Source organism: Pseudomonas sp. NFACC56-3 (assembly GCF_900100025.1).
Classification (GTDB): Bacteria; Pseudomonadota; Gammaproteobacteria; order Pseudomonadales; family Pseudomonadaceae; genus Aquipseudomonas; species Aquipseudomonas fluorescens_AA.
Genome location: NZ_FMTK01000002.1, coordinates 127,299 through 148,842 on the forward strand (window position 1 = coordinate 127,299; position 21,544 = coordinate 148,842).

21 protein-coding genes and 3 tRNA genes are annotated in these 21,544 nt (G+C 59.4%); 7 read left to right on the forward strand and 17 right to left on the reverse strand.

All coding sequences use genetic code 11. The features are described from left to right. Nucleotides 1–134: 134 nt before the first annotated feature. The 8 genes from BLO80_RS03610 to BLO80_RS03645 form a co-directional block, all read right to left on the reverse strand. Complete coding sequence (locus tag BLO80_RS03610; protein ID WP_003183171.1) at nt 135–407, reverse strand: HU family DNA-binding protein; 273 nt, start codon at nt 405–407, stop codon at nt 135–137. 150 nt (nt 408–557) lie between these two features. Continuing rightward, nucleotides 558–2,954 carry an endopeptidase La gene (lon, locus tag BLO80_RS03615; protein WP_014339302.1) on the reverse strand — a complete coding sequence of 799 codons (2,397 nt, stop codon included), beginning with the start codon at nt 2,952–2,954 and terminating at the stop codon, nt 558–560. Between the two features lie 161 nt (nt 2,955–3,115). Continuing rightward, nucleotides 3,116–4,399 (reverse strand): ATP-dependent Clp protease ATP-binding subunit ClpX, encoded by a 1,284-nt coding sequence (gene clpX, locus BLO80_RS03620; protein ID WP_092326851.1) that lies wholly within the window; start codon nt 4,397–4,399, stop codon nt 3,116–3,118. Between the two features lie 107 nt (nt 4,400–4,506). Then, on the reverse strand, nt 4,507–5,148 hold the full coding sequence (gene clpP / locus BLO80_RS03625) for an ATP-dependent Clp endopeptidase proteolytic subunit ClpP (protein ID WP_003183177.1): 642 nt from the start codon (nt 5,146–5,148) through the stop codon (nt 4,507–4,509). Between the two features lie 93 nt (nt 5,149–5,241). Then, nucleotides 5,242–6,552 carry a trigger factor gene (gene tig / locus BLO80_RS03630; RefSeq protein WP_092326852.1) on the reverse strand — a complete coding sequence of 437 codons (1,311 nt, stop codon included), beginning with the start codon at nt 6,550–6,552 and terminating at the stop codon, nt 5,242–5,244. 422 nt (nt 6,553–6,974) lie between these two features. Next, nucleotides 6,975–7,059 (reverse strand) — tRNA-Leu (locus BLO80_RS03635). A 58-nt stretch (nt 7,060–7,117) separates the two neighbouring features. After that, nucleotides 7,118–7,193 (reverse strand) — tRNA-His (locus BLO80_RS03640). Nucleotides 7,194–7,234: 41 nt separating this feature from the next. Further along, nucleotides 7,235–7,311, reverse strand: a tRNA-Arg gene (locus BLO80_RS03645). A gap of 281 nt (nt 7,312–7,592) precedes the next feature. Between BLO80_RS03645 and folD the strand changes: the two genes are divergently transcribed. Together folD and pbpG are read left to right on the forward strand one after the other, a co-directional pair. Further along, nucleotides 7,593–8,447: a bifunctional methylenetetrahydrofolate dehydrogenase/methenyltetrahydrofolate cyclohydrolase FolD gene (folD, locus tag BLO80_RS03650; protein ID WP_092326854.1), complete on the forward strand. Its 855-nt coding sequence runs from the start codon at nt 7,593–7,595 to the stop codon at nt 8,445–8,447. Between the two features lie 331 nt (nt 8,448–8,778). Then, complete coding sequence (gene pbpG, locus BLO80_RS03655) at nt 8,779–9,717, forward strand: D-alanyl-D-alanine endopeptidase (RefSeq protein WP_092326855.1); 939 nt, start codon at nt 8,779–8,781, stop codon at nt 9,715–9,717. Between the two features lie 114 nt (nt 9,718–9,831). On the opposite strand, the gene BLO80_RS03660 is transcribed toward pbpG, so the two are convergent. Both BLO80_RS03660 and BLO80_RS03665 read right to left on the reverse strand, forming a co-directional pair. Beyond that, nucleotides 9,832–10,026, reverse strand: a complete 195-nt coding sequence (locus tag BLO80_RS03660) for a DUF6021 family protein (protein ID WP_092326857.1) — start codon at nt 10,024–10,026, stop codon at nt 9,832–9,834. 101 nt (nt 10,027–10,127) lie between these two features. Then, on the reverse strand, nt 10,128–10,805 hold the full coding sequence (locus BLO80_RS03665) for a hypothetical protein (RefSeq protein WP_092326858.1): 678 nt from the start codon (nt 10,803–10,805) through the stop codon (nt 10,128–10,130). 224 nt (nt 10,806–11,029) lie between these two features. On the opposite strand from BLO80_RS03665, the gene BLO80_RS29830 reads away from it, so the two are divergent. Then, nucleotides 11,030–11,194: a hypothetical protein gene (locus BLO80_RS29830; protein ID WP_170842391.1), complete on the forward strand. Its 165-nt coding sequence runs from the start codon at nt 11,030–11,032 to the stop codon at nt 11,192–11,194. Nucleotides 11,195–11,274: 80 nt separating this feature from the next. Here BLO80_RS29830 and BLO80_RS03670 read toward each other — a convergent pair whose 3' ends face one another. Both BLO80_RS03670 and BLO80_RS03675 read right to left on the reverse strand, forming a co-directional pair. Then, the gene (locus BLO80_RS03670; protein WP_092326860.1) at nt 11,275–12,024 is read right to left on the reverse strand and encodes a TerC family protein; all 750 of its coding nucleotides are present in this window, start codon (nt 12,022–12,024) and stop codon (nt 11,275–11,277) included. A 26-nt stretch (nt 12,025–12,050) separates the two neighbouring features. Further along, nucleotides 12,051–12,302, reverse strand: coding sequence for a hypothetical protein (locus BLO80_RS03675; RefSeq protein WP_092176397.1), 252 nt, complete (start codon nt 12,300–12,302; stop codon nt 12,051–12,053). A 139-nt stretch (nt 12,303–12,441) separates the two neighbouring features. Here BLO80_RS03675 and nhaR point away from each other — a divergent pair, with 139 nt between their 5' ends. Further along, entirely contained in the window at nt 12,442–13,338 is an 897-nt protein-coding gene (nhaR, locus tag BLO80_RS03680) for a transcriptional activator NhaR (protein WP_063322135.1), read from the forward strand. Here the strand turns inward: nhaR and BLO80_RS03685 are convergent. Next, the gene (locus tag BLO80_RS03685) at nt 13,335–14,495 is read right to left on the reverse strand and encodes an MFS transporter (RefSeq protein WP_092326861.1); all 1,161 of its coding nucleotides are present in this window, start codon (nt 14,493–14,495) and stop codon (nt 13,335–13,337) included. The genes nhaR and BLO80_RS03685 overlap by 4 nt on opposite strands. A gap of 282 nt (nt 14,496–14,777) precedes the next feature. On the opposite strand from BLO80_RS03685, the gene sstT reads away from it, so the two are divergent. Then, entirely contained in the window at nt 14,778–16,010 is a 1,233-nt protein-coding gene (gene sstT / locus BLO80_RS03690) for a serine/threonine transporter SstT (protein WP_092326863.1), read from the forward strand. Between the two features lie 209 nt (nt 16,011–16,219). Here sstT and BLO80_RS03695 read toward each other — a convergent pair whose 3' ends face one another. Continuing rightward, nucleotides 16,220–16,729, reverse strand: coding sequence for a DUF1993 domain-containing protein (locus BLO80_RS03695; RefSeq protein WP_060738333.1), 510 nt, complete (start codon nt 16,727–16,729; stop codon nt 16,220–16,222). Nucleotides 16,730–16,859: 130 nt separating this feature from the next. On the opposite strand from BLO80_RS03695, the gene BLO80_RS03700 reads away from it, so the two are divergent. Further along, nucleotides 16,860–17,507 (forward strand): YceH family protein, encoded by a 648-nt coding sequence (locus tag BLO80_RS03700; RefSeq protein ID WP_053120815.1) that lies wholly within the window; start codon nt 16,860–16,862, stop codon nt 17,505–17,507. Nucleotides 17,508–17,513: 6 nt separating this feature from the next. On the opposite strand, the gene BLO80_RS03705 is transcribed toward BLO80_RS03700, so the two are convergent. Continuing rightward, entirely contained in the window at nt 17,514–18,335 is an 822-nt protein-coding gene (locus tag BLO80_RS03705; protein WP_092326864.1) for a shikimate 5-dehydrogenase, read from the reverse strand. A gap of 257 nt (nt 18,336–18,592) precedes the next feature. Here BLO80_RS03705 and BLO80_RS03710 point away from each other — a divergent pair, with 257 nt between their 5' ends. After that, nucleotides 18,593–18,946 (forward strand): hypothetical protein, encoded by a 354-nt coding sequence (locus tag BLO80_RS03710; RefSeq protein ID WP_092197252.1) that lies wholly within the window; start codon nt 18,593–18,595, stop codon nt 18,944–18,946. An 80-nt stretch (nt 18,947–19,026) separates the two neighbouring features. Here the strand turns inward: BLO80_RS03710 and BLO80_RS03715 are convergent, their stop codons facing one another. Both BLO80_RS03715 and BLO80_RS03720 read right to left on the reverse strand, forming a co-directional pair. After that, nucleotides 19,027–20,544, reverse strand: a complete 1,518-nt coding sequence (locus BLO80_RS03715) for a nucleobase:cation symporter-2 family protein (protein WP_092326866.1) — start codon at nt 20,542–20,544, stop codon at nt 19,027–19,029. Nucleotides 20,545–20,666: 122 nt separating this feature from the next. Next, entirely contained in the window at nt 20,667–21,491 is an 825-nt protein-coding gene (locus BLO80_RS03720) for an arylamine N-acetyltransferase family protein (protein WP_092326868.1), read from the reverse strand. Nucleotides 21,492–21,544 lie beyond the last annotated feature (53 nt).

Sequence of the window (21,544 nt, forward strand, 5' to 3'; positions counted from 1 at the left end):
CCTTCTCGTAACTGGCGGAGCGGACCGGGCTCGAACCTGCAAGCCCTGGCGTCACAAACCGGTAGCAACCGGTCGCATTACCGCTCCGCTGCCAAGCCAGGCATGACCCCGACCCGGATAAACTCAACGAAACCTTAGTTAACGGCTTCTTTCAGTGCCTTACCAGCTTTGAAACCTGGCTTCTTGGCAGCAGGAATCTCCAGCGTCTTGCCGGTCTGCGGGTTGCGACCGGTACGAGCTGGGCGATCAGTCACGGAGAAGGTGCCGAAACCAACCAGAACAACGGAGTCGCCAGCCTTGAGAGCGCCAGTGACGGATTCGATTACAGCGTCCAGCGCACGGCCAGCAGCAGCTTTCGGGATATCAGCGGATGCAGCGATAGCATCAATCAGTTCCGACTTGTTCACTCTAAGTCCCCTTATATCTATTTGAGATGATTCTAAGTTTTTTTTGGTGAAAGCAAAAACGAGTGCTAAATGGCCTGCAGACACTTAAGAGCCGCTTTATAACAAGGGCTCTAAAAAACTGTCAAGGAAGGCCCCCCAGGCAAATGCGTGTTAATGCGTGCTAATTCTTTCCTTAGAGTCAGACTCCCGCTTTTCTTCCTTCGCGACAATCTCTGGAGCCACATCCGGCAAGGGCTCCGGCGCGTATTGCAGCGCAATTTGCAGGACCTCGTCAATCCATTTAACCGGTTTGATCTGAAGATCTTGCTTAATGTTGTCAGGAATTTCCTTCAGATCGCGGACATTCTCTTCGGGAATGATCACGATCTTGATCCCGCCACGGTGTGCCGCCAGCAGTTTTTCCTTCAGGCCGCCAATCGCCAGGACCTGGCCGCGCAGCGTGATTTCACCCGTCATGGCGACGTCGGCGCGCACCGGGATGCCGGTCAATGCCGAGACCAGGGCCGTGCACATGCCTACGCCGGCGCTTGGACCGTCCTTGGGCGTAGCCCCTTCAGGCATGTGGATGTGCGTGTCGCGCTTCTCATGGAAGTCCAGGGGAATGCCCAGGCTCCGGGCACGACTGCGCACCACCGTCAGCGCCGCGGTGATCGACTCGACCATCACGTCGCCCAGGGAACCGGTCTTGATCAGTTGCCCCTTGCCCGGTACCACGGCCGCTTCGATGGTCAGCAACTCGCCACCGACCTGAGTCCATGCCAGGCCAGTCACCTGGCCGATCTGGTCCTGCTGCTCTGCCAGGCCGTAGCGGAACTTGCGCACCCCCAGGAAGTGCTCCAGCAGGTCTGCAGTGACCTTGACCGCAAAACGTTTTTCCAGCGCATGTTCCTTGACCGCCTTGCGGCAGACCTTGGCAATCTGCCGTTCCAGGCCACGCACGCCGGCTTCGCGGGTGTAGTAGCGGATGATGTCGCGAATCGCTTCCTCGTCGAATTCCAGCTCGCCTTTTTTCAGGCCATTGGCCTGGATCTGCTTGGGCGAAAGGTACTTCACGGCGATGTTGATCTTCTCGTCCTCGGTGTAGCCCGGTAGACGGATCACCTCCATCCGGTCCAGCAATGCCGGCGGAATGTTCATGGAGTTGGAGGTGCAGAGGAACATCACGTCCGACAGGTCGTAGTCGACCTCGAGGTAGTGATCGTTGAAGTTGTGATTCTGCTCAGGATCGAGCACTTCGAGCAACGCAGAGGCGGGATCGCCGCGCATATCGCTGCCCATCTTGTCGATTTCGTCCAAGAGGAACAGCGGATTGCGCACGCCGACCTTTGTCATTTTTTGAATCAATCTTCCTGGCATCGAACCGATGTAGGTCCGGCGATGACCACGAATTTCCGCCTCGTCACGCACACCACCCAGGGCCATGCGTACGAATTTGCGGTTGGTCGCGTGGGCAATCGACTCCGCAAGGGAGGTTTTACCGACCCCGGGAGGGCCGACCAGGCACAGGACCGGGCCGCGAATCTTTTTCACGCGCTTCTGTACGGCGAGATACTCAAGGATGCGCTCCTTGACCTCTTCCAGACCGTAATGGTCGGCGTCGAGGATGTCTTCGGCGCGTGCCAGGTCCAGACGCACCTTGCTCTGGGCTTTCCACGGCACTTGGACCAGCCAGTCGATGTAGGAGCGCACCACGGTGGCTTCGGCAGACATCGGCGACATTTGCTTGAGCTTGTTCAACTCAGCCTGAGCCTTGGCCAAGGCATCCTTGGGCAAGCCGGCGGCATCGATGCGCTTTTTCAGCTCTTCGATTTCGTTGTGACCTTCGTCGCCATCGCCCAGCTCTTTCTGAATGGCCTTCATCTGCTCATTCAGGTAGTACTCGCGCTGGCTGCGCTCCATCTGCTTCTTGACGCGACCGCGAATGCGTTTCTCGACCTGCAACAGATCGATCTCGCCGTCGAGCAATGCCAACACGTGCTCGACACGGGCCGACAGGTCGATGATCTCGAGAATTTCCTGCTTCTGCTCGATCTTGAGGGCCATGTGGGCCGCCATCGTATCGACCAGCCGCCCAGGCTCGTCGATGCTGTTGAGCGACGACAGGACCTCTGCAGGCACCTTCTTGCCCAGTTGCACGTATTGTTCGAACTGTGACAGCAGGCTGCGGACAAACACCTCTGATTCACGCTCGGGCGCATCGACTTCTTCGATCAGCGACACCTCGGCGCGGCAATGACCGTCCACTTCGCTGAAACGCTCGACAGTCCCGCGCTGCTCGCCTTCGACCAGGACCTTGACGGTACCGTCGGGCAACTTGAGCAATTGCAGAACCGTTGCAATCGTACCTACGCGATACAGTGCGTCTTCGCCGGGATCATCGTCGGCTGGATTTCTCTGAGCCAGCAGAAGAATCTGCTTGTCACCCGTCATCGCAGCCTCGAGGGCTTCGATGGACTTCTCGCGCCCCACGAACAGCGGGATAACCATGTGCGGATACACCACGACATCGCGCAATGGCAGGAGAGGCAATTCGATGGTTGTCTTCATGATTTCGCCTCTACGGCGGCCCTAGGGCCGGAAACAGATGGAAGTAAGCTTGAAACCAAGATGGGGGCAGCCTTGAAAAAAAACAAGCGCTAAGACACCTCTAAAACGCGCTAAAAGCAAAGGGGCCCGAAGGCCCCTTCTTTGTTCCGGCAGCGGAACGCTTACGCGTCCGGTGCGGCCTTGGCAGTCTTCTCACTGTTTTCGTAGAGATACAATGGTTTGGACTTGCCTTCTATAACGCTTTCGTCGATCACGACTTTACTCACCTCGGACTGCGAGGGGATCTCATACATCGTGTCGAGCAATACGCCTTCGAGAATCGAGCGCAACCCACGGGCACCGGTCTTACGCTCCAGGGCACGTTTGGCAACCGACTTCAGCGCGTCGGAACGGAATTCCAGGTCTACACCTTCCATTTCGAACAGCTTGGCATACTGCTTGGTCAGGGCGTTTTTCGGCTCGGTCAGAATCTGCATCAACGCCGCTTCATCCAACTCATCCAACGTCGCCAGGACTGGCAGACGACCGACGAATTCCGGGATCAGACCGAACTTGACCAAATCGTCAGGTTCGACTTCACGCAGGGACTCACCGACCTTCTTGCCCTCTTCCTTGCTGCGTACTTCGGCATTGAAGCCGATGCCACCACGGGTGGAACGGTTTTGAATAACCTTTTCCAGGCCGGAGAACGCACCACCGCAGATGAACAGGATGTTACGGGTGTCGACCTGCAGGAATTCCTGCTGCGGATGCTTGCGACCACCTTGGGGTGGAACGGAAGCGACCGTGCCTTCGATCAACTTGAGCAAGGCCTGCTGCACGCCCTCACCGGAAACATCCCGGGTGATGGACGGGTTGTCGGACTTGCGGGAAATCTTGTCGATTTCATCGATGTAGACAATACCCATCTGGGCTTTTTCCACATCGTAGTCGCACTTCTGCAACAACTTCTGAATGATGTTCTCGACGTCTTCACCTACATAACCCGCCTCGGTGAGGGTGGTTGCGTCGGCAATGGTGAACGGAACGTTCAGCAAACGAGCCAGGGTTTCGGCAAGCAGGGTCTTACCCGAGCCTGTCGGGCCGATCAGCAGGATGTTGCTCTTGCCGAGTTCGACCTCGTCATTCTTTTTGTCACGCTGGTTCAGGCGCTTGTAGTGGTTGTACACCGCTACGGCCAGTACCTTTTTCGCACGCTCCTGACCAATCACATACTGATCAAGGATGCCGCTGATTTCTTTAGGCGAAGGCAATTTATGCGCGCTGCTCTCGGCCTGGGCTTCCTGCACCTCCTCGCGGATGATGTCATTGCACAGGTCGACGCACTCGTCGCAAATGAAGACCGAGGGGCCGGCAATCAATTTGCGCACTTCATGCTGGCTTTTGCCACAGAAGGAGCAATAAAGCAGTTTGCCGTTGTCCTCGCCGTTGCGGGTGTCAGTCATTCGATCGATCCAAATCCGATAGGCTTGCAACACAAGATGAAGGCAATTGCGGGCTTTTTCAAGCCCGCAGGCGGCCGGTCATCCCAACCACCTGCATTTTGAGCGGCTTAGGCAGGCATTTGACGCTTGTTGATCACAGAGTCGATCAAGCCGTATTCGGCTGCACGCTCGGCGCTCATGAAGTTGTCACGCTCGGTATCGCGCTCAATGGTTTCGAGGCTCTGGCCGGTGTGATGGGCCAGCAACGAGTTCAGGCGCGAACGAATGTGGAGGATTTCCTTGGCATGGATGTCGATATCCGACGCCTGGCCCTGGAAGCCACCCAATGGCTGGTGAATCATCATCCGCGAGTTAGGCAGGCAGTGACGCTTGCCCGCTGCGCCGCCGGCGAGCAGGAAGGCACCCATGCTGCAGGCCTGACCGATGCAGATGGTGGAGACGTCAGGCTTGATGAACTGCATGGTGTCGTAGATCGACATGCCCGCAGTCACCGAACCGCCAGGTGAGTTGATGTACAGATGGATATCCTTGTCCGGGTTTTCCGCTTCAAGGAACAACAGCTGCGCCGCGACCAGGTTGGCCATGTAGTCTTCAACGGGGCCGATCAGGAAGATGACGCGTTCCTTGAGCAGACGCGAGTAGATGTCATAGGCACGTTCGCCGCGGGCGGACTGCTCGATAACCATCGGGACCAGGCCGCCTGCGGCCTGGATGTCAGAGCTCTGCTGATAAAAAGAATTGCGGGACATGTCTCGCAGTCACTCCCAAATAGTTATGTCTTGAATACGCATAAGCCAGCACGAAGGCTGGCTTATGGGTGTTTATTTCTTACCGCAGAACCATCAATCGGCTTGTGGAGCTTCCACCGGCTTGACCGCTTCTTCGTAAGAGACCGCTTTATCGGTCACGCTAGCTTTCTGCAGAACAGTATCCACAACTTGTTCTTCCAGCACAACCGAACGGACTTCGTTCAGCTGCTGGTCGTTCTTGTAGTACCAGGACACGACTTGCTCAGGCTCTTGATAGGCCGAGGCCATTTCCTGGATCAGCTCACGAACGCGGGCTTCGTCAGGCTTGAGCTCGAACTGCTTGACCACTTCGGCAACGATCAGGCCCAGCACGACGCGGCGCTTGGCTTGCTCTTCGAACAGCTCTGCTGGCAGTTGGTCCGGCTTGATGTTGCCGCCGAACTGCTGAACAGCCTGCACCCGCAGACGGTTCACTTCGTTGTCCAGCAGGGCCTTTGGCACTTCGATCGGGTTGGAGGCCAGCAGACCGTCCATGACCTGGTTCTTGACCTTGGACTTGATGGCCTGGCGAAGCTCGCGCTCCATGTTCTTGCGAACTTCGGCGCGGAAACCTTCCAGACCGGTTTCCTTGATGCCGAACTGGGCGAAGAATTCTTCGTTCAGCTCAGGCAGCTTCGGCTCGGAAACGCTGTTGACGGTCACGGTGAACTCGGCGGCTTTGCCAGCCAGGTCCAGGTTCTGGTAATCCTCGGGGAAGGTCACGTTCAGAACGCGCTCTTCACCGGCCTTGGCGCCAACCAGGCCGTCTTCGAAACCAGGAATCATGCGACCGGAGCCCAGCACCAGCTGGGTGGCCTTGGCGGAACCACCCGCGAACGCTTCACCGTCGACCTTGCCGACGAAATCGATGTTCAGTTGGTCTTCGTTCTGGGCCGCACGCTCGGTCACTTCGAAACGGGTGTTCTGCTTGCGCAGGATGTCCAGCATCTTGTCCAGGTCGGCATCCGACACGTCAGCGCTCAGGCGCTCGACAGCGATGGATTCGAAACCGGCAACCGTGAACTCCGGGAACACTTCGAACGTGGCGACGAATTCCAGGTCCTTGCCTTTTTCCAGCACTTTAGGCTCGACGGACGGCGCGCCGGCGGGGTTCAGCTTCTGCTCGACGACCGCTTCGTAGAACGAAGACTGGATCACGTCGCCCACGGCTTCCTGACGCGCATCAGCTTCGTAACGCTGACGGATCACGCTCATTGGCACTTTGCCTGGGCGGAAACCTGGGATTTTGGCCTTTTGGGCAGTCTGCTGCAGACGCTTGTTGACCTGAGTCTCGATGCGCTCAGCCGGCACGGTGATGCTCATGCGGCGCTCAAGAGCAGAAGTATTTTCAACAGAAACTTGCATGGATATTCCTCGTTGCACAGACGTTGGCCGGGCGTTTCCGACCCCAGAATCAAGGGCATGCATTCTAGTAGGTCAAACTCAAGAAGTCACCCTACTGAAAACGCGCTGGAAACAGGCGCCGGATTTAGGCTGGGGCAAACGGTCATGCCCCAGCCGGATTGCAAATACAGTCGATTCAGTCCAAGGCTCTGCGCCAGCGCTCCTATATATAGAAGCGGCTTGTCCGGTCGCACAGCGCCCTGCCCCCACAAGGAGACCAACGGGCATACCGCGCATCATCACGAAACACATTCGCGACAAATCGACCATTGCGCACAACCGCAAAAACAGCACCGACGCCAAACACAGAACCACCAAAACAAAAACGGCGCAGCCCCTTTCAGGTACTGCGCCGTTTTCTGCTATTTAAATAGCCACTTGTATGGTGCGGACGGAGAGACTCGAACTCTCACACCTTGCGGCGCTGGAACCTAAATCCAGTGTGTCTACCAATTCCACCACATCCGCGTATCAAGCTTTTAAAGCAAAGGCGCCAGATTGTTAGATCTGGCGCCTTTCTAGAATATGGGGTGGACGATGGGGATCGAACCCACGACAACGGGAGTCACAATCCCGTGCTCTACCAACTGAGCTACGCCCACCATATTGCCTTGCTGCCTTACTTGTGCCAAAGCTGCCTAATTGGCGCACCCGGCAGGACTCGAACCTGCGACCATCCGCTTAGAAGGCGGATGCTCTATCCAGCTGAGCTACGGGCGCCTTTTTAATCTGTATTCTTGGACGATTACAAACTAAGTGCTTTCAGTTTTGCCGAGTTGAAACAACCAACTCCGCTCCACCTTCTTAACCAGTGCTAGGCTGTGCCCGACAAGTGCGACGAATGTTATAGACGGCCCGATAGGTCGTCAACTCTTTTTTAAAAAAAATTCATTTAATTAAAGGGGTTAGGGGAATTTGCAGACCAAGCGCCTTTGCCCTCACGCCCCGGCATGCGAGAATGCGTTCTCTTTTTTTCCCCTCTCGATGGTTAACCACGCGCAATGACTGCACAACTTATCGACGGCAAATCGATCGCCGCCAGCCTGCGCCAGCAGATCGCCCAACGAGTCACCGAGCGCCGCCAGCAAGGTCTGCGCACGCCCGGCCTTGCGGTGATCCTGGTCGGCAGCGATCCTGCCTCTCAGGTTTATGTCTCGCACAAGCGTAAAGACTGTGAAGAGGTCGGCTTCCTTTCCCAGGCCTACGACCTGCCTTCCGAAACCACCCAGCAAGCGTTGGCCGATCTGATCGACCGCCTGAACGACGACCCGAACATCGACGGTGTTCTGCTCCAGTTGCCGCTGCCTGAACACCTCGACGCCTCCAAGCTGCTGGAGCGTATCCGCCCGGACAAAGATGTCGACGGTTTCCATCCTTATAATGTCGGCCGCCTGGCCCAGCGCATCCCACTGCTTCGTCCCTGCACCCCCAAAGGCATCATGACCCTGCTGGAAAGCACTGGCGTGGACCTGTATGGCCTCGATGCCGTGGTGGTGGGGGCGTCCAACATCGTCGGCCGTCCGATGGCCATGGAGTTGCTGCTGGCCGGCTGCACCGTGACCGTGACCCATCGCTTCACCAAGGACCTGGCCGGCCATGTCGGCCGTGCCGACCTGGTGGTGGTGGCCGCCGGCAAACCCGGGCTGGTGAGGGGCGAGTGGATCAAGGAAGGCGCCATCGTCATCGACGTGGGCATCAATCGCCAGGAAGACGGCAAGCTGGTGGGCGACGTGGTCTACGAGACCGCCCTGCCCCGTGCTGGCTGGATCACCCCGGTTCCCGGCGGCGTAGGCCCGATGACCCGCGCCTGCCTGCTGGAAAACACGTTGTACGCGGCCGAGACGCTGCATAGCTGATCGACGCGCCAACAAAGACCCTGTGGGAGCGAGCTTGCTCGCGATAGCGGTGCACCGGCCAACATCCAAGTTGACTGACACACTGCCATCGCGAGCAAGCTCGCTCCCACAGGTGTTTCCGGGCCCGGACTTAGCCGCCAGGTATGTCGGTCGCGCAAACTACAAAATTTTCAGATTCGATTCGCCAGAATCGCCCTTCATTAAACTTTATTTATTCACAAGCCTTGCGATACAGGCATGTAGCGCTGCTATCGCCCATACTCCTAAAATGCGACGTTTTCTTTAAAAGTCGTTGCTCAACGGCACCTTCAACTCCATCGAGTCTACTCGCGTGAAAATCCGTCTTTCGATCATCAGCCTGTTCATCGCTTTCACAGGCCCCTTCATCACGCAAAATGCCGTTGCACAGGAAACCATCGCGGCCCCTCGGGATGCGGCCAAGCTGCAAGTCGCCTCGGGCAGCGCGATGCTGTTGGACCTGCAGACGGACAAAGTCGTTTATTCGAGCAACCCGGACGTGGTGGTGCCCATCGCTTCGGTGACCAAGTTGATGACCGGCCTGATTGTGCTGGACGCCAAACAGAACCTGGATGAATACATTTCCATCACCATCGCCAACACCCCGGAGATGAAGGGCGTGTTTTCCCGGGTCAAGCTCAATAGCGAACTGTCGCGCCGGGACGTACTACTGATCGCGTTGATGTCTTCGGAAAACCGCGCCGCCGCCAGCCTCGCCCACCACTATCCGGGCGGCTATGCGGCATTCATTGCGGCCATGAACGCCAAGGCCAAGGCACTGGGCATGACCAGCACCCATTACGTCGAACCCACAGGCTTGTCGATCAACAACGTCTCCACCGCCCGGGACCTGACCAAGCTGTTGATCGCCGCCCGCAAGTACCCACTGCTAAGCGAACTGAGCACGACCAAGGAAAAGACCGTTACCTTTCGCAAGCCTGTGTACAGCCTGGGATTTCGCAACACCGACCACCTGATCCATAAGGCCAACTGGGATATCCAGTTGACCAAGACTGGCTTCACCAACCAGGCCGGTCATTGCCTGGTGCTGGTGACGAAAATGGGCAATCGCCCGATGGCGCTGGTGATCCTCGACGCCTTTGGCAAGTACACGCACTTCGCCGACGCCAGCCGGATTCGTAGCTGGGTGGAAACCGGAAAAAGCGCCGCGGTGCCAGCGGTGGCCCTGCAATACAAGGCCGCCAAGAATCTCAAGAGCCGCCAGAGTGGCGTGGTGGAAGCCTCCAAATAACCCAACGGCACAAAACTGTGGGAGCGAAGCCTGCTCGCGATAGGGATAAGCCAGTCGACAATGCCGCTGACTGGTCTGCCACCATCGCGAGCAAGCTTTGCTCCCACAGGTTATTTATGACTTCAAGTCACCCAGCGGATCATAGGGCTTGGGCTTGCGCTCAGCCTCCTTGTCCAGGGGCGCCTTGGCCGGCCCTACCGGGTCGACCTGAGGATCCTCAAGGTCCGGCGAGTCCGGATCGAATCCCAGGTCATCACCGCTGGAATGCTCTGATGAATGTGGCCCCGTAGGTGTTTTCGACTGTGCCATTCGTGCCTCCTCCAATCACGGTCGGAAAAATGCCCAACCCTGACGATAGGAGCCTCGGGCTTGCCGGGTCGTGCCCGGCAAGTGACGAACGGGGCGCTCGATCAATGCGCAGCGCCCAGGGCCTTGGTGGCCCGCGCTGCGGCTTGCTCCTGCCCTGCCCCACCCAGATCAGCCGCCGCTTTCAGCCAACGCTGCGCGTCGACATTGGCGGGAAGCTGCGTGGGTCGCTGGACCAGCACCGCCCAACCGCCCGCGCTCTGGAAGGCCGACTCAAAGGCACTGAAGCTCATTAACTGCCGCCGGTTCATGCCTGCACGCAGCAACACCGTCTGTTTCTGGCGGTTGTAGCCGGCGAGAATCCCATACCGAGGCGCGGCCCAGAACGCCGAACCGTCGATATAGCGCACCAGCACCGGATAGCCCGCCGCGACCTGCTCCAACAGCGCAGGCAGCTTGGCGTCCAGGGGATACACCAGCAACCCGTACTCCCGCGCCAGGGTGGGCATATTCTGCTGCAAATCGGCTTCGCCACCGGGCAGGTGCAATGGCTTTTCCAGCAGCCCCGGGGTGATGACAGTGCCTTGCAACGTCAGCAAGGCGGCCAGGGACTGCGGAGCCCCCTGGTACATTTCGCCACGGTAGAACGGCACGCTATTGAGCTCCACCCGCTCGGGCAGGCGCTGGATCTGCGGCGATACACTGCCCGCGCAACCCGCCAGGGCGACGAGGCAAGACACCGCCAGTACCAGTGATCGAAACGATGGAATGACCGGCGACATGACGACTCTCTTGTTCAGGCACCCGGCATCCGGGCCGGGCTTGGGTCGACGATCATAAGGTGCGCACAGCCCTGGGTATAGCCATAAGCATCGTTTTACGGCGGCAATAGAACGAACCGATCCGAACCCCAGCGCCGTGCATCGATTAGCTGCAACACTTGAGCGACTAGACTGTCCATTGTACTGGGTGCGATATCCCGAACCGGGGATAGAAGGAGGCACAAATGAGCCTGACGACGACAATCCTGATGCTGATATTCGGCTGGCTGAGCGTAGCCACGGCCATGCTGTGGGGAGTGCTTCGAATCGCTCGGCGCCATCATCATGCGCCACCTGCGCCATCGGAAAAAGCCGCCAAACCTGCCCGGCGCCACGCCGCCGCACACTGATCTTTCACATTCAAACCCATAGCGTTCAAATAAAAAAAGCCACCCGGGCCTGGCCCCGGGTGGCTTCTGTGTGCCTGGAATCAGGCGTTGTTGGCCAGCGCCTTTTCCCTGGCCCGACGGGACAACATGTTCAACACCTCGATCGCCGCCGAGAACGCCATGGCCGCATAGATGTAGCCTTTCGGTACATGGGCACCGAAGCCTTCGGCGATCAGCGTCATGCCGATCATGATCAGGAAGCCCAGGGCCAGCATGACCACGGTCGGGTTGTCATTGATGAACTTGGCGAGCGGCTCAGCCGCCAACAGCATCACCAGCACCGATACGACGACAGCGATGATCATGATCGGCAAGTGCTCGGTCATGCCCACGGCGGTGATGATGCTGTCGATGGAGAACACCAGGTCCAACATCAGGATCTGACCGATGGCCGCGGCAAAGCCCAGGGTCACGCCGGACGTCTCCGATTTGGGATCATTTGGCGCTGGGTCCATGCTGTGGTGGATTTCAGTGGTCGCTTTCCACAGCAGGAACAGGCCACCGGCGATCAGGATCATGTCTTTCCAAGAGAACGCCTGGCCCAGGATTTCGATGACCGGTTCGGTCAACTGCACAATGAAGGCAATGGTGCTCAACAAGCCCAGGCGCAGGATCAGCGCCATGCCGATACCGATCCGCCGCGCCTTGGCACGATGCTGTGCAGGCAGCTTGTTGGTCAGAATCGAAATGAAGATCAGGTTATCGATGCCAAGCACGATTTCCATCACGACCAGAGTCGCCAGGGCGATCCACGCGGTGGGGCTGGCGGCGAGCTGTAAAAGATAATCCATGGGTCAGTCCTGACTGATGTGACGCGTTAGATGGTTTTGGTAGGGGTTTGTGTTTCGTCAGCTTCGTCCGCCGGCTCTTTCTTCGGGCTGATCAAGCCACCGGTGGCTTCGCTGATCGCCTGTTCGGCGGCCTTGTGGGTATCGTCGATGGCCTGCTTGGCGGTTTCCGCTGCCTGTCCCATCAGTTGCTGGGCACTTTTTTCAGCCTGTTCACAACCCGCCAGTGTCGTTACGGACATCACCAACAGGGCTGCCAGCCCCAGGGATTTGTATGTCATGGAATGAATGCCTCTTGGGAGAATGAAAGGAGCAGGAAAGTGGCCCACCCATGGCGAGGCATTCTAGAGACGCGAATACTTCAGGAAAATTCGTATTTTCAGCGGTTATACTTCGGTTTTTACGAAGCCATGTGATCCCATGCTCAATTATCGACAACTGCATTACTTCTGGGTGGTGGCGAAAACCGGCAGCATCGTGCGCGCGTGCGAGCAGTTGAACCTGACGCCACAGACCATCAGCGGCCAGATTTCCCTGTTCGAGCAGACGTACAACATCAAACTGTTTCGTCGTGTCGGGCGGCAGTTGGAACTGACCGAAGCCGGCCGCCAGACGCTCCCCTACGCCGAACACATGTTCCAGTTGGGCGGTGAGTTGGAACTGATGCTGCGGGCCCAGCCCAACGAACAGCAAACCCTGTTCCGGGTCGGGGTGGCGGATGTGGTGCCCAAATCCATCGTCTATCGACTGCTGGCGCCGACCATGGAGTTGAGCGAGCCGCTGCGCATCACCTGCCGCGAGGACAAGCTCGAACGGCTACTGGCGGACCTGGCGATCCAACGTCTGGATCTGGTGATTTCCGACAGCCCGATGCCGACTCACCTGGACATCAAGGGCTACAGCCAGAAACTGGGGGAATGCGGGATCAGTTTTTTCGCCACCGCCGCGCTGGCCGAACGCTACGGGCAGGATTTCCCCCATGGCCTGCATGACGCTCCGCTGCTGATTCCCGGGCCGGAAACCGTGGTGCGCAGCCGCTTGCAACGCTGGTTCGCCGAACAGCAGATCCAGCCGCGCATCGTCGGCGAATTCGACGACAGCGCACTGATGCAGGCCTTCGGTCAATCCGGCAGCGGGATTTTCATCGGCCCGAGCGTGATCGCCGAAGAGGTCAAGCGCCAATACGGCGTAGAAGTGATCGGCCAGACCGATGCGGTGAGTGAATCCTTCTACGCCATTTCCGTGGAACGCAAGGTCAGCCACCCCGGCATCGTCGCGATTGCCGAAGGTGCGCGTCGCGAGTTGTTCAGTGCTTAGCCATCCATGCAAGTCCCGCGGGGCTTGACGGTCATCAGCAGCAACGCCAGCAGAATCGATACAAAGATGAACCCGGCTGCCGCGAACCCGACACTGCCCAGGCCCAGGTTATCGATGACTCGGCCACCGACCATCGCCCCCAGGCCAATCCCCAGGTTGGCCCCGGCGATGTTCAACGAGGCGGCAAACGCCGGGGCCTGCGGGGCCGCCTTCATCAGCCGCACATGGCTGACCAGGAACAACGCGGCTTGGGTCACGCCCCAGATACCCATCGCCGCCGCCAGCGCGAGGGGCGAATGAATGCTCGGCACCAACGCCACCATGCCGCCGATCAGGAACAGGCAGAACACCATCGACGCAATCAACGGATGCCGGTCCACCGCACGACCGCCCAGGGAATTGCCCAACAGCCCGACTGCGCCAAAGCCCATCAGGCACCAGCCCACCAGGGTGCCATCGAATCCGGCGAGGCGCTCGAGGATATCCGCCAGATAGGTGTAGGCGGTGAACATGCCGCTGAACACCAGGATCGACAACAGCACGTGCCCCTGCATCAGTGGGCTGCGCAGGATCTTCAATTGGGAGCGGAAGCTCACCTGATGCTGGTGCAAATTGGTTTTCGGCAAATAGATAAACAGCAACAAAGCCTTGGCGAAGGCAATGACCGCCAGGATCGCAAACGCGCTGCGCCAGCCAAACGCATCGGCAATCAACGTGCCCACTGGAATGCCGAACACCGTGGCGCAGACGATGCCGAAGCCGATCCGGGCGATGGCCCGCCCGGCCAGCTGCGGCCCGACAATGTCCACCGCCGTTTCACTGGCTAGCGCCCAGAACACCGGCAGGCCCAGGGCCGGGATCAACCGGGCAATGGCCATCACCCAGATGTTGGGGGCAAAGGTGGCCAGCAGGTTGGCCAGGCCGAACATCACCAGCACGCTGATAAACAGCTTGCGCCGCTCGAAGCGAGCGAACCAGGCCGTCAGGAATGGCCCGAACGCCGCCACCGTAAACGCGAACAACGTCACCAGCAGCCCAGCCTGGGGAATGGTGACGTGCAGGTCGCGGGCAATGGACGGTAACAGGCCAACGATGACGAATTCCGTGGTCAGCACGGTAAAACCGGCGGCCGACAACAGAAAAATGGGTAACAACATGCAGAACTCCAGCAAAACGACGACACCAGCGTTAGCCGAAAGGCCCGCTGGCGGAAAGAAAGTGAGAGCGGCAAAGCCTAACAGAATGCGCGTCTCATACAAACGCTCGGCATGGCCCGGATAAGGGTGACGGACTGTCACAGGTCCGTCAGATTTTTCATCGGCTGTGATAAAGTCCGCGGCCTGCAAATGCCGTACTTTCTCTCGGTCCGCTCATGTGGCCTGCCCGCTTGTTGCCCTGATTCGTCGACCGTTGAACACAATAAAATCAGAGATGCCGCTATGACAGCTTCGTCCGTTACCCCTTTGCAACGCCTCAAACGCACCAGTCTGGTGGCGCAAATCATCATTGGCCTGATCGCCGGTATTGTCCTGGCATGGCTGGCGCCCGACCTGGCGAAATCCACCGCATTCATCGGCAAGGTCTTCGTGTCCGCGCTCAAGGCCGTGGCGCCGATCCTGGTATTCGTGCTGGTCATGGCGTCCATCGCCAACCACAAACACGGCCAGGAAACCCATATCCGCCCCATCCTGTTCCTCTACCTGCTGGGCACCTTCGCCGCAGCAGTGGTCGCGGTGGTTGCCAGTACGCTGTTTCCGTCCAGCCTGGTGCTGTCGACCCAAAACGTCGCGGTCACGGCGCCCGGTGGCATCAGCGAGGTGCTGCAAAGCCTGTTGCTGAGCGTGGTGGATAACCCGGTCCGAGCGCTGATGGACGGTAACTTCATCGGCATCCTGGCCTGGGCCATCGGCATGGGCATCGCCATTCGCCATGCGGGCCAGACCACGCGGACCGTGCTCGAAGACCTGTCCAACGGCGTGACCGTGATCGTGCGCCTGGTCATCCGCTTCGCCCCGCTGGGGATCTTCGGGCTGGTGGCCTCGACCCTGGCCACGTCCGGCTTCGGCGCCCTGCTCGGCTACTTGCAACTGCTCACCGTGCTGATCGGTTGCATGCTGTTCGTGGCGTTGGTGGTCAACCCGCTCATCGTGTTCTGGAAACTGCGTCGCAACCCTTACCCATTGGTGTTCACCTGCCTGCGGGAAAGTGGCATCACGGCGTTTTTCACGCGCAGCTCGGCGGCGAATATTCCGGTGAACCTGGAACTGAGCAAACGCCTGGGCCTGCACGAAGACACCTATTCGGTGTCGATCCCCCTGGGCGCGACCATCAACATGGCCGGCGCCGCCATCACCATCACCGTACTGACCCTGGCGGCCGTGCAAACCCTGGGTATTGCGGTGGACGTGCCAACCGCCGTGCTGCTGAGCGTTGTCGCCGCCATTTGCGCATGCGGTGCATCCGGGGTGGCCGGCGGTTCGCTGTTGCTGATTCCCCTGGCGTGCAGCCTGTTTGGCATTCCCAGTGAGATCGCCATGCAAGTGGTCGCGGTGGGCTTCATCATCGGTGTCCTGCAGGACTCGGCGGAGACGGCGTTGAACTCATCGACGGATGTGCTGTTCACGGCGGCGGCGTGCCTGGGCGAGGAAGAGAAGCTCGCGCGTACGGCGTGACAATTGCCGTGGCTGTGGGCTTGTCATCGCGAGCAGGCTTACTCCCACAGGGGCAGCGGCGCTCACACAATAGCCGCCACGCCACCAATCCTTTGTGGGAGCGAGCTTGCTCGCGATAGCGGCGGCAAACCCGCCGAGGATGTAACAGACAGCCACAAAAAAGCCCGGGAACGGCCCACATCGTCCCGGGCTTTTTCATGCCTGCGGGGTTAGAACGCGCCCATGTAGTCGCGCTTGCCCACTTCCACGCCATTGTGGCGCAGCAAGGCATAAGTGGTGGTGACGTGGAAGAAGAACTGCGGCAGGCCGTAGGTCAGCAGATAATTCTGGCCGCTGAAGCGCTTCTCCTTCGGCGTCCCCGGACGGGTAACGATTTCGATGCCTTCCTTGCCATCGATCTGCGCAGGGCTGATGCCGTCGATAAAGGCCAGGACCTTGGCGATCAGGGCTTGCAGCTCGGCGAACGTGGTCTCGCTGTCCTCATACTTCGGCACCTCGACCTCGGCCAGGCGGGCGGACACACCCTTGGCGAAATCCACCGCGATCTGCACTTGGCGCACCAGCGGGAACATGTCCGGGTACAGGCGGGCTTGCAGGAAAGCGTTCGGGTCGATGTTCTTCGCGGTGGCGTGGGCTTCGGCCTTGTTCAGAACATCGCTCAACGCGTTGAGCATCTGCTTGAAAACCGGGACGGAAGCGGCGTACAGGGAAATAGTCATGGCAATCTCATGCAGGTGGCAGGGAAGAATGAATCAAACGGCTGCGATTATAGCCACGCCTTGTTGCACGGCTTGTCTTTTATTGCGCAAGGATTAGGCTAGGCGGCTTCCACAGCATAGGGAACGCGCGATGAGCATCGAAGAACAACAGCAGGCTGAAGAACCACGGCTCAATAGCACGGAAATCCGCATCCTCGGCGCGCTGGTCGAGAAACAGGCCACCAACCCCGAGACCTACCCGCTGACCCTCAACGCCCTGGTACTGGCCTGCAACCAGAAAACCAGCCGCGAACCGGTGATGAACCTCAACCCGGGCCAGGTCGGCCAGAGCCTGCGGGCGCTGGAAGGCCGCGGTTTCACCAAGCTGGTGATGGGCAGCCGCGCCGACCGCTGGGAGCATCGGGTCGACAAAGCCCTGGAGCTGGTACCGGCCCAAGTGGTCCTGATGGGCCTGCTGTTCCTGCGTGGCCCGCAAACGGTCAATGAATTGTTGACCCGCAGCGGACGGATGCACGACTTCGAAGACGCCGAACAAGTGGTGCACCAGCTCGAACGTCTGATCGCCCGCGGCCTGGCGTTGCTGGTGCCACGCCAGGCCGGCCAGCGCGAAGACCGCTATGTGCACGCCATGGGCGACCCGGCGGACATCGAAGCGATTCTCGCCGCCCGTCAGCACCCGGTGGAGCGTGGCGCCGGCGGCGGTGTCTCGCTGGAACGCATCGAGGAGCTCGAAGCGCGGATCGCGGCGCTGGAAGAACGCCTGGCGCGGCTGGAATAGCAGCGCTTACGCCGACCGAGCGAAGGCCACGGCTTTTTCGAATTGCTCGAGATTGGGCCGCACACCTGTGTACAGCACGAACTGCTCCAGGGCCTGGATCGCAATGACTTCCAACCCGGTGATGACCCGTTTGCCCTCGGCCCGGGCGCGTACGATCAGCGGCGTTTCCGACGGGATCGCCACCACATCGAACACGGTCTCGGCCGCGGCGATGGTCTCGGGTTCAAACGCCAGCTGATCGGCTTCCGGGCCGCCGGTCATGCCGATCGGCGTGACATTGATCAGCATCTGCGGCCGCCGGGCGCCCAGTTCCGCTTGCCATTCATACCCCAGGGACTCGGCCAGGGCTCGCCCGGAGGCTTCATTGCGGGCAACGATCAGCCCGTTCTTGTAGCCCCCATCGCGCAAGGCACTGGCCACAGCCTTGGCCATACCACCGCTGCCGCGCAGGGCAAAGGTCGAATCCTGGGGCACGGCATGGCTTTGCAGCAATTGGGCGATGGCAATGTAGTCCGTGTTGTAAGCCTTCAGATGGCCGTTGGTGTTGACGATCGTGTTGATCGACTGGATCGCGGCGGCGGAAGGATCCAACTCGTCCACCAGGGCGATGCAGGCTTCCTTGAACGGCATCGACACGCCGCAGCCGCGGATGCCCAGCGCGCGGATACCACCCACCGCCCCAGGCAGGTCCTGGCTGCTGAACGCCTTGTAGTAGAAATTCAGCCCCAATTGTTCATACAAATGATTATGAAAGCGCAGGCCGAAGTTTCCGGGACGCCCCGAGAGCGACATGCACAGCTGGGTGTCTTTGTTGGGATTGATCTGCATGCGTGTCTCCTTGCATTCACTTTCGGACAGACGGAAACACCGTCGCCAAAGGTTTATTCGATGATACCGCCAGGTCCGGCCCGATCTCAGGCCGCTGGATGACGCGGCGCGGTAAAGAAAAGCGCTACAGACCTTACACAATATTTACCCAACGGCGTCGCAAATCCTGAGAAAATCGCTGTCATAGCAAGTATCCCCGCGACACTCATCGGGTCTGTTGCAGACCATAGGCGCCGGGGCCGAAACGAGGAACAGCCATGAATCGTAGACTTCCCATCATCGCCCTGCTCATGGGGGCACTCGCGGTCACCGGCCAGGCATCCGCCCACGGTCGTGGTGGTTGGGAGGGGCCCGCCGTTTTTGGTGCCATCGTCGGTTCGGCCATCGTTGGCTCAGCCATCATCAACCGTGATCGGCCGGTGTATGTGCAGCAACAACCGGTCTACTACCAACCGCAGCCGGTCTATGTGCAGCCACCACCACCGGTCTACTACCAGCCGCAGCCGGTGTATGTAGAACAGCCTATCTACTATCGCCCGGCGCCGGTGTATTACGGGCCACCACGGGGCTACTACTATGGTCCACCTCGGGGTCATTACGGCCGCTGGTAAGCGGCTCCCGGGCGGCACAAAAAAAGCCTGTGATCATTGATCACAGGCTTTTTCATGTCTGCTGGATAAACCGGTATTGGTCAGACGTGCTCGCTGCTTTTCAACCGGATCGGCCCATGCTCCGCTGGCTCGTGGACAGGTTCCACCACCGGAATCTCGTTGCCATCACAATCATGCAGCTTGCCGTCACTGAAATAGTCGCCTTCGCGCAGCGCCGCCAGATCCTGGTAGCGCAGCACCCGCTCGGTGCCGGCGGCGAAGACTGACTGCTGGTCGGAATTGCCCGTGGTGAAGTGATTGAACGCCAGGTTCAGCACGATCGCCATGATTGCCGAAGAACTGATGCCCGAATGAAAGATGGTCGCGAACCAGCTCGGGAAATGGTCGTAGAAATTCGGCGCGGCAATAGGAATCATGCCGAAGCCGATGGAGGTGGCGACGATGATCAGGTTGACGTTGTTGCGGTAATCGACTTTCGACAGCGTGCGGATGCCGCTGGCAGCCACCGTGCCGAACAGCACGATACCGGCGCCGCCCAGCACCGAGGTCGGCACCGCGGCGATCACCCGGCCCATGAACGGCAACAGGCCGAGCACCACCAGGAACACCCCACCGGTCGCCACCACGAAACGACTCTTGATTCCCGTCACGGCCACCAGCCCGACGTTCTGGGCAAAGGCACTCTGGGTGAAGGAACCGAAGATCGGCGCGATCATGCTCGACAGCATGTCAGCTCGCAAGCCGTTACCCAGGCGCCTGGAGTCGACTTTGGTGTCGATGATCTCGCCCACCGCCAGGATGTCGGCGGAGGTTTCCACCAGGGTCACCATGATCACAATGCACATCGACAGGATCGCGGCGATATGAAACGTCGGCATGCCGAAATGGAACGGTGTCGGGAAGCCGAACATCGGGCCCTGACTGACCGATGAAAAGTCCGCCATGCCGAGGAACACCGCGATGACCGTCCCCATGACCATCGCCAACAGAATCGACAACCGGGAGATGGTCGCGCTGCCCATTTTGCTCAACAGCAGCACCAGTACCAAGGTCACTGCGGCCAGGCCAATGTTCGCCATGCTGCCAAAATCGGCGGCGTGGCTGTTGCCGCCCATCGCCCAACGCGCCGCCACCGGCATGAGGGTCAGGCCGATGGTGGTGATCACAATGCCAGTGACCAGTGGCGGAAAGAACCGGGTGATGCGTGAAAACACCGGGGTGATCAGCAGACCGATCAGCGACGCTGCGATCACCGCGCCGAGAATGGCTTGAAAGCCCCCTTCCCCTGCGCTGCCGACAATCGCCACCATGGTCGCGACACCCGAAAACGATACGCCCTGCACCAAAGGCAACTGGCAGCCGAAAAACGGCAGGCCGAGGGTTTGCAGCAACGTGGCCAGGCCCCCTGCGAACAATGACGCGGCAATCAACAGGCCGATGTCCGCCGGCGAAAGCCCGGCCGCCTGGCCGATGATCAACGGTACGGCGACAATGCCACCGTACATAGTCAACACATGTTGCAGGCCGTAAGCCATATTCGCGCCGACGCCGAGATTTTCGTCCTCGGGCCGTGGGAGTGAAACATGGGGCGTTTTCATGGTTCGGGGATTCCCTGTTTTTTGTTATGGGCACACTGTATTCAAAACTCAGGACAAATGTCCATAGAGTTGTATACAACTTACAGCATGCACATCTGGAACAGACCTGCGGTCAACCGCCTTTATCCTTGAAGCAACCCCACAAGCGCGGGCCGCAACAGCTCCCTTGGCGGCACGCGCAGGCTGAACTCTTGTTCCAGCAGATCGATCAACTCATCGGCATCGATGATCACCCGCCGCTCGCTCTCCTGCCCTATGCGGTGCACGGCATAGCTGTTGCCGTTCAGGGTCTTGCGCAATCCGTCACCGGTGCGGGCCACCATCAACCGGCCCATGAACGGCGACTCCGGATGGCTGCAGACGTACCAATTGCCGACGGTGTAGTCGATGTCTTCCTGGCGTTGCAGGTCGAACAGGTACATCGGCCGCCATTCGCCGGCAACGTTGGCGCGCAACAGATAGCCGTCCGCAGGGGTCTCGATGCGGTACGGCTCATGGGGCGTGACCTGGGTCTCGCGGCTGTCCAGCAGCAGCGGCGCGGTGGGCACCATGCCGCCAAAACCGACGTCGGTGATATAGCGCACACCGTCGATCGTCACCAGGCTCAGCCGATGGGTCCGGGCAGGCCAGGCGTCCTCCGGCGCATTCATCACCACGCGCCCAGTGATGCCACGGGCATCGAAACCCAATGTCTGCAACAGCGCCAGGAATAGCTGGTTGAGTTCATAGCAATAGCCACCACGCCCGTCTTCAAAAACCTTGCGCTCGACCGATTCAAGGTCGATGGGCACAGGCTGGCGCAGCAACGTCGACAGGGTTTCAAAGGGGAATTCAGCGGTATGGCGCCATTGCAGCTGGCGCAAGGTGTCGAGCGTCGGCGCCGGTGGTGCGTCGAAACCCAGGCGCCGCAAATAACGGGTCGTATCGCTCAGTTGGGGATGACTCATGAGGGTGTCCTTTTCCCGGGGTCGGCCAGCGCTCACAACAAGCGCACGGCTCA

What these genes read in the sequence shown, in the direction of transcription:
- clpX (WP_092326851.1), bottom strand. Translation starts at nt 4,399, where the DNA reads ATGACTGACACCCGCAACGGCGAGGACAACGGCAAACTGCTTTATTGC.
- BLO80_RS03710 (WP_092197252.1), top strand. Translation starts at nt 18,593, where the DNA reads ATGAATCGTAGACTTCCCATCATCGCCCTGCTCATGGGGGCACTCGCG.
- clpP (WP_003183177.1), bottom strand. Translation starts at nt 5,148, where the DNA reads ATGTCCCGCAATTCTTTTTATCAGCAGAGCTCTGACATCCAGGCCGCA.
- BLO80_RS03695 (WP_060738333.1), bottom strand. Translation starts at nt 16,729, where the DNA reads ATGACTATTTCCCTGTACGCCGCTTCCGTCCCGGTTTTCAAGCAGATG.
- BLO80_RS03715 (WP_092326866.1), bottom strand. Translation starts at nt 20,544, where the DNA reads ATGAAAACGCCCCATGTTTCACTCCCACGGCCCGAGGACGAAAATCTC.
- BLO80_RS03670 (WP_092326860.1), bottom strand. Translation starts at nt 12,024, where the DNA reads ATGGATTATCTTTTACAGCTCGCCGCCAGCCCCACCGCGTGGATCGCC.
- BLO80_RS03685 (WP_092326861.1), bottom strand. Translation starts at nt 14,495, where the DNA reads ATGTTGTTACCCATTTTTCTGTTGTCGGCCGCCGGTTTTACCGTGCTG.
- BLO80_RS03720 (WP_092326868.1), bottom strand. Translation starts at nt 21,491, where the DNA reads ATGAGTCATCCCCAACTGAGCGATACGACCCGTTATTTGCGGCGCCTG.
- BLO80_RS03675 (WP_092176397.1), bottom strand. Translation starts at nt 12,302, where the DNA reads ATGACATACAAATCCCTGGGGCTGGCAGCCCTGTTGGTGATGTCCGTA.
- BLO80_RS29830 (WP_170842391.1), top strand. Translation starts at nt 11,030, where the DNA reads ATGAGCCTGACGACGACAATCCTGATGCTGATATTCGGCTGGCTGAGC.
- tig (WP_092326852.1), bottom strand. Translation starts at nt 6,552, where the DNA reads ATGCAAGTTTCTGTTGAAAATACTTCTGCTCTTGAGCGCCGCATGAGC.
- BLO80_RS03700 (WP_053120815.1), top strand. Translation starts at nt 16,860, where the DNA reads ATGAGCATCGAAGAACAACAGCAGGCTGAAGAACCACGGCTCAATAGC.
- BLO80_RS03660 (WP_092326857.1), bottom strand. Translation starts at nt 10,026, where the DNA reads ATGGCACAGTCGAAAACACCTACGGGGCCACATTCATCAGAGCATTCC.
- lon (WP_014339302.1), bottom strand. Translation starts at nt 2,954, where the DNA reads ATGAAGACAACCATCGAATTGCCTCTCCTGCCATTGCGCGATGTCGTG.
- folD (WP_092326854.1), top strand. Translation starts at nt 7,593, where the DNA reads ATGACTGCACAACTTATCGACGGCAAATCGATCGCCGCCAGCCTGCGC.
- BLO80_RS03665 (WP_092326858.1), bottom strand. Translation starts at nt 10,805, where the DNA reads ATGTCGCCGGTCATTCCATCGTTTCGATCACTGGTACTGGCGGTGTCT.
- BLO80_RS03705 (WP_092326864.1), bottom strand. Translation starts at nt 18,335, where the DNA reads ATGCAGATCAATCCCAACAAAGACACCCAGCTGTGCATGTCGCTCTCG.
- sstT (WP_092326863.1), top strand. Translation starts at nt 14,778, where the DNA reads ATGACAGCTTCGTCCGTTACCCCTTTGCAACGCCTCAAACGCACCAGT.
- nhaR (WP_063322135.1), top strand. Translation starts at nt 12,442, where the DNA reads ATGCTCAATTATCGACAACTGCATTACTTCTGGGTGGTGGCGAAAACC.